A 12,041-nucleotide genomic window follows, 5' to 3' on the forward strand; every position below is an offset into this window, starting at 1 on the left:
CAGGGATCCTCACCCGTCCGCGCGGGCCGCCGCCAGCAGTTCCTCCGCGTGCGCCCGAGCCGTCTGCGAGTCCTCCTGCCCGGCGAGCATCCGGGACAGCTCTCGGACGCGTTCCTCGCCTTCGAGGACCTTCACACCGGACCGGGTGACCGACCCGTCGTTGGTCTTCTCCACGAGCAGCTGCCGGTCGGCGAAGGCGGCGACCTGGGGAAGGTGGGTGACGACGACGACCTGCGCGGTCTTCGCGAGCCGCGCGAGGCGCCGGCCGATCTCGACCGCGGCCTTGCCGCCGACACCGGCGTCGACCTCGTCGAAGAGGTACGTCGGCACCGGATCGGTCCCGGCGAACACGACCTCCACGGCGAGCATCACGCGCGAGAGCTCACCGCCGGAGGCCCCCTTGGCGATGGGCCGTGGCGGCGCGCCCGGATGCGGCGCGAGCAGCAGCTCCACCTCGTCGACGCCCGACGGTCCGTACGCGACCGTACGCCCGCCGACCTCGACACCCTCGGGGTCCTCGGTCTGCCTGATGTCGAAGGACACGCGCGCGTGGGGCATCGCGAGGGACGCCAGCTCGGCGGTCACGGCCGCGGCGAACCGCTCCGCGGCCTCCGTGCGCGCGTCCGTCAGCGCCTGGGCGAGACCGCCGAGGTCGCTGCGCAGCGCGTCCCGTTCGGCGGTCAGCTCGCCGATCCGCTCGTCGTCGCCGTCGAGTTCGGTCAGCCGCACGGCGCCCTGCTCGGCCCAGGCGAGGACGGCGTCGATGTTGTCGCCGTACTTCCGGGTGAGCGCGGTGAGCGCGGCCCGCCGCTCCTCCACGGCGGCCAGCCGCAGCGGGTCGGCGTCCAGGTCGTCGGCGTACCCGGCGAGCTCTCCCGCCACGTCGCCCAGCAGGATCCCGATCTCGCCGATCCGGTCGGCGAGCGGGGCCAGCGCCGGGTCGTGGGAGCGCACGGCCTCCAGGGCCCGGTGCGCGCCCGCCACGAGCGTCGCCGCGTCGATGCCCTCGGGGTCCTCCGGGTTGCCCGCGAGCGCCGCGTGCGCGGCCGTGGCGGCGGACGCCAGCGCCTCCGCGTGGCCGAGCCGCTCGGCCTCCTCCGCCAGCTCCGTGTCCTCACCGGCGCGCGGCTCGACACCCGCGATCTCGTCGAGGCCGTACCGGAGCATGTCGGCTTCCTGGGCGCGCTCACGCGCGCGTGTGACGATCTCCTCCAGCTCGACGGAGACGGCCCGCAGCCGCCGGTAGGCCTCCGTGTACTTGGCCAGCGGTCCGGCGACCGCGTCGCCCGCGTACCGGTCGAGGGCCTGCCGCTGCCGGGACAGCTTGAGCAGCCCCTGCTGGTCGGTCTGCCCGTGCACGGCCACCAGGTCGTCGGCCAGCTCGGCGAGCAGCCCCACGGGCACGCTGCGCCCGCCCAGGTGGGCCCGCGAGCGCCCCTCGGCGGAAACGGTACGGCTGATCAGCAGCGCCCCGTCGTCGAGCTCGGCCCCGGCCTCCTCCGCCCGTACGACGGCGGCCGCGCCCGAGGGCACGGCGATCCGCCCCTCCACGACCGCCTTCCCGGCGCCGATCCGCACGAGCGCCGGATCCGCGCGCCCGCCCAGCAGCAGCCCCAGGCTGGTGACCACCATGGTCTTGCCCGCACCCGTCTCACCGGTGACGGCGGTGAACCCGGGCGACAGCTCGACGACGGCGTCGTCGATGACTCCCAGCGACCGTATCCGCATCTCTTCCAGCACGGACAAGACCATACGAGGTCAGGACGGGGAAGTGCGACGGCCCCCGCCCCCATCGTGTGAAGGCGCAGGTGACGATTGCGCATCGCGCACGCGATGTCACCCGCGCGAGCTAGCTAGTGAGGCGCGCCCCGCCATCCGGAGACCGGCAGTGCGAACTTCGCCACCAGCCGGTCCGTGAACGAAGCGTGGTGCAGCCGGGCCAGCCGTACCGGTACCGCACCGCGTCGCACCTCGACGCGCGCCCCGGGCGGCAGCTCGACCGTCCGCCGTCCGTCGCACCACAGCACGCCCGGCGGAATGTGCGGCAGCACCTCCACCGCGAGCACCGACTCCGGCGAGGTGACCAGTGGCTTCGCGAACAGCGCGTGCGCCGAGATCGGCACCATCAGCAGGGCCTCGACCTCGGGCCACACCACGGGGCCGCCCGCCGAGAAGGCGTAGGCCGTCGACCCGGTCGGCGTCGACAGCACGATGCCGTCGCAACCGAAGCCCGTCACCGGCCGCCCGTCGATCTCCAGCACGACTTCGAGCAGCTTCTCGGCGCCGGCCTTCTGCACGGCCGCCTCGTTCAGCGCCCAGTCGGTGTGCACGATGTCCCCGTTGCGGTGCACGACGACGTCGACGGTCATCCGCTCCTCGACCTCGTACGCCTTGCTCACCACCCGGTCGACGACCTTGTCGAGGTCGTCCCGTTCGGCCTCCGCGAGGAACCCGACGCTGCCGAGGTTGACGCCGAGCATCGGCACGCCGGACGCCCGCGCGAACTCCGCGCCGCGCAGCAGCGTGCCGTCACCGCCCAGCACGATCAGCAGCTCGCAGCCGTCGAGGCTCTGCGGGGTCGCCTCCTCGACGAGCTCCACCTCCTCGGGCAGCGGCAGGTCGCGTGCCTCGTACTCCAGGACCCGTACGCCCACGCCTGACTGCAGCAGCCCCTTGACCACCAGTTCGGCGCTGCGGATGGCCGCGGGCCGCCCGGTGTGGGCGAGCAGGAAAACAGTACGAGCTCGGTTCTGTGTCAACGCGGCCCCTCCGCCACTGCACGGTCAACATCGGCCGGGTCCAGTTCCGGTGCCCCGGCCCGCAGCCACAGAAAGTATTCGACATTGCCGGACGGCCCGGGCAGTGGACTGGCGGTGACTCCACGCACACCGAGCCCCAGCTCCCACGCCTTCTCGGCCACACCCCGCACGGCCTCCGCCCGCAGCTGCGGACTCCGTACGACTCCCCCGCTCCCCAGCCGTTCCTTCCCCACCTCGAACTGCGGCTTGACCATCATCACCAGGTCGGCGTCCGGCTTCACGCACCGCTTCAGGGCGGGCAGCACCAGCCCGAGCGGGATGAAGGACAGATCACCCACGACAAGATCCACAGGTTCCCCATCGATCGCTTCAAGCGTCAACTCGCGTACGTTCGTACGGTCCTTGACGGTGACGCGTTCATCATTCTGGAGGGACCACGCGAGTTGACCGTAACCGACGTCGACGGCCACGACGTGCGCGGCACCCGCTCGCAGCAGGACGTCGGTGAAGCCGCCGGTGGACGCGCCGGCGTCCAGCGCCCGCCGCCCCTGGACGACGAGCCCCTGGGGCACGAAGGCCGCCAGCGCGCCGGCGAGCTTGTGGCCGCCCCGGGACACGTACTCGGGATCGCTGCCGTCGGCCTGGACCACGATCGCGGCCGCGGTCTCCACCTGTGTGGCCGGCTTCGTCGCGACGGTCTTGCCGACGGTGACCCGTCCGGCGGCGATCAGCTGGCTGGCATGCTCGCGCGAACGGGCGAGCTTCCGGCGGACCAGCTCCGCGTCCAGACGGCGGCGTGCGACTCCTGCCACGTTCGGTTCAGCTCCTACTGCCATACGTCGAATGGGACTCGTGGCCCGAAGGGCCTCGTTGAGGGGTGGTGGTCGGGTGACGGGTGGGAGCCGGAGGTCCCGGGCGGGCGTCGAGCGCGGTGAGCGCGTCACGCAGCCCCCGATGTACATCCTCGTACACCTCGACATGCCCGTCCGTGGCGAGGTGGTCGGCGTCGGCCAGCCGCTCCAGCTGGGCGTCGACCTCGGCATTGCCGGTGGGGGTGCGCGGGACCTCCAGCGGGGCGGGCGCGGCGGGGTCGTACTCGGAGTCGTACTCGGGTTCGACCGCCGCTTCCTGCGGGCCCCCGGTCTCCGGCACTGTGTCGCTCATGCCCAGACGCTACCTCGAACCGCTGAGGTAACGTCGATCGCGATGGCCACGATCGAGGAGTGCCGCGACGCACTCGAAAAGCTCTCGGACAACATGCAGGGTGCGGAGGGCGGCGCCCGCGAGGCCGCCGCCCTGGACCGCTCGGTGAGCTGCTACGTCACCGACCTGAAGGTCACCTTCGTCGGCCGGATGACCGGCGGCCGGATCGTGGTCGACGAGACCCTTCCGGGACCACCGCCCAAGAAGGCCCAGATCCGGCTCTCCATGGCCGGCGACGACCTGGTGGCCCTGGTCGACGGCGAACTGAACTTCGCCAAGGCCTGGGGTTCGGGCCGGGTGAGGCTGGAGGCGAGCCTGCTCGACCTGTTCCGGCTCAGGAAGCTTCTGTAGCGGCGGCCTTCGCTCCCGTACGGGCCTTGCGGGCCGCCGGCACCACCAGCGGCGTCCCCGTCTCCGGGTCGTCGATGACCTGGCAGCGCAGTCCGAAGACCTCTTCGACCAGCCCGGCCGTGACGATGTCGTTCGGCGCGCCCTCGGCGATCACCGTGCCGCCCCGCAGGGCTATGAGGTGGGTGGCGTACCGGGCGGCGTGGTTGAGGTCGTGCAGCACGGCGACCAGGGTGCGGCCCTGTTCCTCGTGCAGTTCGGCGCACAGGTCGAGGACGTCGATCTGGTGCTGGATGTCCAGGTAGGTGGTCGGCTCGTCGAGAAGCAGCAGCGGCGTCTGCTGGGCGAGCGCCATCGCGATCCACACGCGCTGCCGCTGACCGCCGGACAGCTCGTCGACATACCGGTCGGCGAGTCCGGCGACGCCGGTCTGCGCCATGGACTCCTGGACGACCCGCTCGTCCTCCGCGGACCACTGGCGCAGGAGGCCCTGGTGCGGGTAGCGGCCCCGGCCCACCAGGTCGCCGACGGTGATCCCGTCGGGCGCGATGGACGACTGCGGCAGCAGTCCCAGCGTCCGCGCGACCTTCTTGGCGGGCATCGACTGGATGACCTGCCCGTCGAGCAGCACCCGCCCCTGGCTCGGCCTCAGCATCCGGGACAGCGCCCGCAGGAGCGTCGACTTGCCGCACGCGTTCGGACCGACGATCACCGTGAAGGAGTTGTCGGGGATCTCCACCGACAGCTGCTCGGCGATGACGCGCTGGTCGTAGGCGAGGGTGACGTTCTCGGCGGACAGGCGGTTCACTGTGCTCCTTCGGTTGTTCGTCCCACCGGTGTTCGTGCCGTGGGTGGCGGTCATATCCGTCCTGCCCTGCGCTCGGTGACGAAGAGCCACAGCAGGTAGACACCACCGAGAACACCGGTGACCACGCCCACGGGCAGCTGGTCGGCGCCGAAGGCGCGCTGCGCGGCCCAGTCGGCGGTGACCAGCAGGGTGGCGCCCATGCAGAGGGAGGGCACCAGGTTCGGGCCCGGCGAGCGGGTCAGGCGCCGGGCGAGCTGCGGCGCGGTGAGCGCCACGAAGCTGACGGGGCCCGCGGCGGCGGTGGCGGCGGCGGTGAGCAGGACGGCCGCCACCATCAGCAGCAGCCTCACGCGCTCGACGCGCACCCCGAGGGCGTACGAGACGTCGTCGCCCATCTCCAGCATCCTGAGGCCGCGCGCGTTGGCGAGGACGAGCGGTACGAGAACGGCGCACAGCGCGAGCAGCGGCCGGACCTGGCTCCAGTCACGGCCGTCGAGGGACCCCGTCATCCACACGACCGCACGGGCCGCGTCGACGAGGTCGGCCTTGGTGAGCAGATAGCCGTTGACGGCGGTGACGACCGCGGAGACCCCGATGCCGACCAGGACCAGCCGGTATCCGTGCACGCCCTGCTTCCAGGCGAGCAGATAGATGGCGAGCCCGGTGACCAGGCCGCCGACGAGCGCGCCGATGGTGACCTGGGTGGCGGACCCGGACATCAGCACGATCACGACGAGCGCGCCGGCCGTCGAGCCCTGGGAGAGACCGAGGACGTCCGGGCTGCCCAGCGGATTGCGTGAGACGGACTGGAACAGGGCGCCGCCCAGGCCGAGCGAGGCGCCGACCAGGAGTCCGACCAGGACCCGCGGCAGCCGCAGCTCGTTCACGATGAAGTCCTGGAACGGAGTGCCGTTGCCGGCCAGCGTCTTGAGGACGTCGACGGCCGGGATCTCGGCGTCGCCGGTGCCGATCAGCAGGACACTCGCGGCGAGCGCCGCGACGAGCAGCAGGGCGACGACGATCAGCGCGCGGACGTCCAGCCGGACGGAGAGCCCGCCTGGCGTGCGCAGGGCGCGGCCCGCGCGGCTCGTCCGGTGGGTCTTCACACTCGTCCGGTGGGTGTTCACAGCTGCGCCGTCCTCCGCCGTCGTACGAGAAAGATGAAGACCGGGCCGCCGATGATCGCGGTGACGATGCCGACCTGCAGTTCTGAGGGCCGGGCGACGATCCTGCCGATGACGTCCGCGCCGAGCAGCAGCACCGGCGACAGGACGGTCGCGTAGGGCAGGATCCAGCGCAGGTCGGGGCCCGTGAAGGAGCGCACGACGTGCGGGACCATCAGGCCGACGAACACGATCGGCCCGCAGGCCGCGGTCGCGGCGCCGCACAGCACGGTGGCGGCGAGCATGGCCAGGGCTCGGGTGCGGTTGAGGTTGGCGCCGAGGGCGCGGGCCGTGTCGTCACCCATCGCCACGGCGTTCAGCGGCCGGGCGAGCCCGAGCGCGAGGAGGGTGCCGACCGCGAGGAACGGCAGCACCTGCAGGATGGTCGAGTCGGTCGCCGAGGCCAGCGAGCCGACCGTCCAGAAGCGCATCCTGCCCAGCGCCGCGTCGTCCATGATCATCACGGCCTGGAGATAGCCGTACAGCGCGGCGCTGATCGCCGTACCGGCGAGTGCGAGTCGCACCGGTGTGGCACCCCGGCTGCCGCCGAGGAACCAGACCAGCGCGCCGACGGCCGCCGCGCCGACGAACGCGAACCACACGTACCCGCTCAGGCTGGTGACGCCGAAATAGGTGATGGCGGTGACGACCGCGGCCGAGGCGCCCGCGTTGATGCCGAGCAGTCCGGGGTCGGCCAGCGGATTGCGGGTGAGCGCCTGCAGCACCGCCCCGGACAGGCCGAGCGCGGCGCCGGCGAGCAGGCCCAGGACGGTACGGGACAGCCGCTCGTCGACGACGACGTCACCGTACGTCCCCGAGTCGTGGAACAGGCCGTGCCAGACCTGGTCCAGCGGCAGCGCCTTCGCGCCGATCGCGATGCTCGCCAGGGCGACGAGCACCAGGATCGCCACGGAGGCGACGAGCCCAACGGCCCGTATCGCCCGGCGGGTTGGGGGCGCGGGGGCGGTCTCCGCGCGCGGTTCGGGAGGACTCTCGACCAACACGAGGTTAGGTTAGCCTACCCTCGCATTCGATCTCGATGCCGAGGCCACGGCTCACAGGGTCACGCGCCCTCGGGCTCAGTGACCGATGCCGAGCTCACAGCCCGAGCCGCGCCAGCGCCTTCCCCCCGTCCAGTTCGCAGGAGCCCGCCCCGGCCGCCGTCCAGGCCGCCGCGCACAGGGCGCGCAGACCGTCGAGAGCCTCGCCGTCGCCCTCCAGCTCCAACCGCTCACGGCCGGCGGTCGCCGTCCATCCGCCGCACCGGAAACCCTCACCCTCCCGGGTGATCTCCGGCTGGCCGGTGAGCAGCCCGCGCAGATCGGCGTCGACATACGTCGGCCGGTGCCGCGGCGGCGCGGCGAGCAGTTGGGCGCCGTCGGTGACACCCGTCAGCACGAGCAGCGAGTCGACCTCGCCGTTGAACGCGCCCTCGATGTCCGTGTCCAGCCGGTCCCCGACCACCAGGGGCCGCTTCGCACCCGTCCGCAGGATCGTCTCCCGGTGCATCGGCGGCAGCGGCTTGCCCGCCACCTGCGGCTCGGCTCCCGTGGCGATCCGTACGACCTCCACCGCCGCGCCGTTGCCCGGCGCGATCCCGCGACCGCTCGGGATCGTCAGGTCGGTGTTGGACGCGAACCACGGCACCCCGCGCGCGATGGCGTAGCACGCCTCCGCGAACCGGCCCCACTGCAACTCGGGACCGCCGTACCCCTGCACGACCGCCGCCGGATCGTCGTCCGCCGACTCCACCGGCTCGAGACCGCGCTCGCGCAGCGCCACCCGCAGGCCCTCACCGCCGATCACCAGCACCCGCGCCCCCGCCGGCACCTGCTCGCTGATCAGCCGCGCCACCGCCTGTGCGGAGGTGATGACGTCACCGGCACCCGTCGGTATACCCAGCTCGCTCAAGTGCTCGGCCACCGCGTCGGGAGTCCGCAGCGCGTTGTTGGTGACGTAGGCCAGATGCATACCGCCCTCGCGCGCCACGGCCAGCGAATCGACCGCGTGCGCGATCGCGTTCCCGCCCGCGTACACCACCCCGTCGAGATCGAGCAGCGCCGTGTCGTACGCCTCGCTCAGGGGCTGCCCACTGCCCTCGGGCCTCGTCCTGACGCCCTGGCTCATTCCACATCGCTCCTCGTTCGCTCGCTTACCCCACCGATCATCCCGCACGCCACTGACACACGTACGATGCCGGGATGAACACTGCAGGTCACTCGGAAGCAACGGTGCGCCGAGGCCTGGAACTGACCCCGTTCCGAGGCCTTCGCTACGACCCCGACCGGGTCGGCAGCCTGGCCGCCGTGACATCCCCGCCGTACGACGTCGTGGTGCGCCCCGACGGCCTGCACCACCTCCAACTGGCGGATCCGCACAACATCGTCCGGCTGATCCTGCCGCAGGCCGGCACACCGAGCGCCAGCAACGAACAGGCGGCCGACACCCTGCGCCGCTGGCTGGCCGAGGGCGTCCTGACCACCGACCCCGAGCCGGGCCTCTACATCTACGAGCAGAGCGACGGCGACGGCATGCTGCAACGGGGCATCATCGGCGCCCTGCGCGTCTCCGATCCCTCGGAGGGCGTGGTCCTGCCGCACGAGGACGTCATTCCGCCCGTCGTCGCGGACCGCGCGGCCCTGATGCGCGCCACGTCCGCGAACCTGGAACCCCTGCTCCTGACCTACCGCGGCAACGGCTCCGCGTCCGACGTCGTCGAGCGCACCGCCGAACAGCCCCCTCTGCTCTCCACGACCACCGAGGACGGCTTCCACCATCGCCTCTGGTCGGTCACCGACCCCGCCGATGTGTCCCTCGTCCAGTCGGACCTGTCCCAGCGCCAGGCCCTGATCGCCGACGGCCACCACCGCTGGGCGACATACCTGCGTCTACGCGCGGAGCATCCCTCCCCCAGCCCCTGGGACTACGGCCTGGTCCTGCTGGTCGACACGGTCCGCTACCCGCTCCGCGTCCGCGCCATCCACCGCCTGCTGCACGGCCTGCCCGTCGCGGACGCTCTCGAGTCCCTGGACGGCCTGTTCCGGGTACGCCATCTCGAGGTGCCGTTGCCCGAGGCCCAGGCGGCCCTGGCGGACGCGGCCAGCGCGGGCAACGCCTTCCTGCTGGCCGGCGACGGCGCCTTCCACCTGATCGACCGCCCCGACCCGGACCTCCTGGCCCGTACGATCCCGGCCGACCGTCCCGCCGCCTGGCGCACCCTGGACGCCACCGTCCTGCATGCCGCACTGCTCGACCACGTCTGGGGCATCCCCGAGGACTCCCCCGCGCACATCGCCTACATCCACGACACGGCCGCCACGGTCGAGAAGGCCCAACACGACGGCGGTACGGCGGTCCTGCTGCACCCCGTCCACGAGGAAGTCGTGCGCGACCTCGCCCGCCAGGGCGTGAAGATGCCCCGCAAATCGACGTCGTTCGGCCCGAAGCCGGCGTCGGGGCTGGTGCTGCGCGCGCTGGATCTCTGAGCTGAACCTCTGACCGGACTGCTGATACGAGAAGGGCGGGAACCCCGATGGGGAACCCGCCCTCGCTCATCGAAGGACGTCAGTCCTTGTCGCCGTCCTCTTCGGGGGCGTTCGGCGACTCGTCGTGGCTGTCGCTGTCCCGCTCCCCGTCGCTCTCGCCCTCGCTGTCGCCTTCGCTGTCGCCTTCGCTGTCGCCTTCGCTGTCGTCCAAGGCGTCGACGAATTCCACACCGTCCAGCTCGGCCAGCCGGTCGGAGGCGTCCGTGCTGCCGTCCCGGTCGGCCTCGACGGCCTTCGCGAACCACTCACGGGCCTCGCCCTCACGCCCGGCGGCGAGCAGCGCGTCGGCGTAGGCGTACCGCAGACGGGCGGTCCAGGGCTGCACGGAGTTCGAGGCCAGCTCGGGGCTCTGCAGCGTCACGATCGCGGCGTCCAGCTGCCCCATGTCACGCCGGGCACCGGCCGCGACGAGCCTCATCTCGACCTGACCGGCCTTGTCCAGCTTGTGCACATCGGGAGCACCGGCCATGTCCAGCGCCTTCTCCGGCCGCCCGAGCCCGCGCTCGCAGTCGGCCATCACGGGCCACAGGTCCACGCTGCCGGTCATGCGCCGCGCGGCCCGGAACTCGCCGAGCGCCTCGCTGTACTTCTGGTTCGCGTACGCGGCGAAGCCGGCCGCCTCGCGCACGGCGGCGACGCGCGACGCCAGGCGCAGGGCCACCTTGGAGTAGCCGTACGCGCCCTCGGGGTCCTCGTCGATGAGCCGGGCGACCATCACCAGGTTCTTGGCGACGTCCTCCGCGAGGGTCTTCGGCAGGCTCTGCAGTTCCTGCCGTACGTCCTTGTCGATCTCGTCGCCCGTGACGTCCTCGGGGATCGGCAGACGCTTGATCGGCTCGCGGTCGCGGTCCCGCTCGCGCTCCTCGCGGAAGCGGCCACCGCCGCGCCGGTCGTCACCGGGTCGACCCCGGTCGTCACCGGGCCGGCCCCGGTAGCCACCGGGACGTCCGCCTCGGTCGTCACGGCGGCCGCCGCCGTATCCACCGCGGTCGCCGCGGTCGCCACGGTCGTCGCGCCGGAAGCCACCGCGGTCGTCGCGGCGGTCGTCACGGCGGAAGCCACCGCGGTCGCCTCGGTCGCCTCGGTCGTCACGGCGGCCGTATCCAGGACGGCTGTCGTCGCGACGGAAACCGCCGCGCTCACCGCGGTCATCACCACGCCGGTCATCACTGCGCCGGTCATCACTGCGCCGGTCATCACGGCGGTCATCACGGCCGACATCACGGCGGTCATCGCGGCGGCCGTAGCCACCGCGGTCGTCGCGACGGAAGCCGCCACGGTCATCGTCCCGACGCTCCCCACGGTCATCACGACGGTAGGAAGGACGGTCACCACGGTCGCCGCGGTCGTCACGGCGGAAGCCACCACGGTCGCCGTCCCGACGCTCCCCGCGGTCGTCACGGCGGTAGCCGCCGCGGTCATCACTGCGCCGGTCGTCACGGCGGTCATCACGGCGGTCATCACGGCGGTCGTCACGGCGGTCGTCACGGCGGCCATAGCCGCCAGTCCGGCTGTCGTCGCGACGGAAGCCGCCACGATCATCGTCCCGACGCTCCCCACGGTCATCACGACGGTAGGAGGGACGGTCGCCACGGTCGCCGCGGTCGTCACGGCGGAAGCCACGGTCGCGGTCGTCCCGACGCGGCCCGCCGGAGCGGTCGTCACGCCGGTACGCGGGACGAGGTCCACGGTCGCCATCGCGACGGTCGTCACGCCGGTCGTCACGCCGGCCATAGCCGCCAGTCCGGCTGTCGTCGCGACGGAAGCCACCGCGGTCGCCACGATCATCACCACGGCGGTCGTCCCGCCGGTCATCACCACGGCGGTCGTCCCGCCGGTCATCACGGCGGTCGTCGCGGCGGCCGTAGCCACCACGGTCGTTGTCGCGACGGAAGCCGCCGCGGTCACCACGGTCGCCGCGGTATCCGCCACGGTCGCCGCGGTCGCCGCGGTCACCACTGTCCCGTCGCCGCTGGTCGCGCTCCGGTCGGTCGTCGGGAGAGTTGGTAGACATGGTGACTCCTGTTGTCTTCGGTACCGCAAGTCATTCTAAAAACAAAAGGACCCCTGGTCCCAGCTGAACGCTGGGACCAGGGGTCCTCCAAAGATTGCTCGGCGGCGTCCTACTCTCCCACAGGGTCCCCCCTGCAGTACCATCGGCGCTGTGAGGCTTAGCTTCCGGGTTCGGAATGTAACCGGGCGTTTCCCTCACGCT

11 protein-coding genes and 1 rRNA gene are annotated in these 12,041 nt (G+C 72.2%); 2 read left to right on the forward strand and 10 right to left on the reverse strand.

Annotation, left to right across the window (positions count from 1 at the left end; translation table 11 throughout):
• Positions 1-9 precede the first annotated feature (9 nt).
• The 4 genes from recN to ACIPSA_RS22550 all read right to left on the reverse strand — a co-directional run bounded on the left by recN (position 10) and on the right by ACIPSA_RS22550 (position 3,923).
• Positions 10-1,752 (reverse strand): DNA repair protein RecN, encoded by a 1,743-nt coding sequence (recN, locus tag ACIPSA_RS22535; RefSeq protein ID WP_402637697.1) that lies wholly within the window; start codon positions 1,750-1,752, stop codon positions 10-12.
• Positions 1,753-1,853: 101 nt separating this feature from the next.
• A complete protein-coding gene (locus tag ACIPSA_RS22540; protein ID WP_402637698.1) occupies positions 1,854-2,759 on the reverse strand; it encodes an NAD kinase in 906 nt (301 codons plus the stop codon).
• On the reverse strand, positions 2,756-3,571 hold the full coding sequence (locus ACIPSA_RS22545; RefSeq protein WP_402637700.1) for a TlyA family RNA methyltransferase: 816 nt from the start codon (positions 3,569-3,571) through the stop codon (positions 2,756-2,758). Before ACIPSA_RS22545 ends, ACIPSA_RS22540 begins: the two co-directional genes overlap by 4 nt.
• Before the next feature lie 7 nt (positions 3,572-3,578).
• The gene (locus tag ACIPSA_RS22550) at positions 3,579-3,923 is read right to left on the reverse strand and encodes a hypothetical protein (protein ID WP_402637702.1); all 345 of its coding nucleotides are present in this window, start codon (positions 3,921-3,923) and stop codon (positions 3,579-3,581) included.
• 42 nt (positions 3,924-3,965) lie between these two features.
• On the opposite strand from ACIPSA_RS22550, the gene ACIPSA_RS22555 reads away from it, so the two are divergent.
• Positions 3,966-4,313, forward strand: coding sequence for an SCP2 sterol-binding domain-containing protein (locus ACIPSA_RS22555; protein ID WP_402637703.1), 348 nt, complete (start codon positions 3,966-3,968; stop codon positions 4,311-4,313).
• Here the strand turns inward: ACIPSA_RS22555 and ACIPSA_RS22560 are convergent.
• From ACIPSA_RS22560 to ACIPSA_RS22575, 4 genes are all read right to left on the reverse strand, one after another.
• Positions 4,297-5,172: an ABC transporter ATP-binding protein gene (locus ACIPSA_RS22560; RefSeq protein ID WP_402637704.1), complete on the reverse strand. Its 876-nt coding sequence runs from the start codon at positions 5,170-5,172 to the stop codon at positions 4,297-4,299. The genes ACIPSA_RS22555 and ACIPSA_RS22560 overlap by 17 nt on opposite strands.
• Positions 5,169-6,245, reverse strand: a complete 1,077-nt coding sequence (locus ACIPSA_RS22565; protein WP_402637705.1) for a FecCD family ABC transporter permease — start codon at positions 6,243-6,245, stop codon at positions 5,169-5,171. Before ACIPSA_RS22565 ends, ACIPSA_RS22560 begins: the two co-directional genes overlap by 4 nt.
• On the reverse strand, positions 6,242-7,285 hold the full coding sequence (locus tag ACIPSA_RS22570; protein WP_402637707.1) for a FecCD family ABC transporter permease: 1,044 nt from the start codon (positions 7,283-7,285) through the stop codon (positions 6,242-6,244). The genes ACIPSA_RS22565 and ACIPSA_RS22570 overlap by 4 nt, the downstream gene beginning before the upstream one ends.
• A gap of 94 nt (positions 7,286-7,379) precedes the next feature.
• Entirely contained in the window at positions 7,380-8,408 is a 1,029-nt protein-coding gene (locus tag ACIPSA_RS22575; RefSeq protein ID WP_402637708.1) for an HAD hydrolase-like protein, read from the reverse strand.
• Positions 8,409-8,482: 74 nt separating this feature from the next.
• Between ACIPSA_RS22575 and ACIPSA_RS22580 the strand changes: the two genes are divergently transcribed.
• Positions 8,483-9,766, forward strand: coding sequence for a DUF1015 domain-containing protein (locus ACIPSA_RS22580; protein ID WP_402637709.1), 1,284 nt, complete (start codon positions 8,483-8,485; stop codon positions 9,764-9,766).
• Between the two features lie 79 nt (positions 9,767-9,845).
• On the opposite strand, the gene ACIPSA_RS22585 is transcribed toward ACIPSA_RS22580, so the two are convergent.
• A complete protein-coding gene (locus ACIPSA_RS22585) occupies positions 9,846-10,649 on the reverse strand; it encodes a hypothetical protein (RefSeq protein ID WP_402637735.1) in 804 nt (267 codons plus the stop codon).
• Positions 10,650-11,936: 1,287 nt separating this feature from the next.
• Positions 11,937-12,041: ribosomal RNA gene (rrf, locus tag ACIPSA_RS22590) — 5S ribosomal RNA — on the reverse strand; the annotation flags it as partial.

It is taken from the genome of Streptomyces sp. NPDC086549 (assembly GCF_044746205.1).
Lineage (GTDB): Bacteria > Actinomycetota > Actinomycetes > Streptomycetales > Streptomycetaceae > Streptomyces.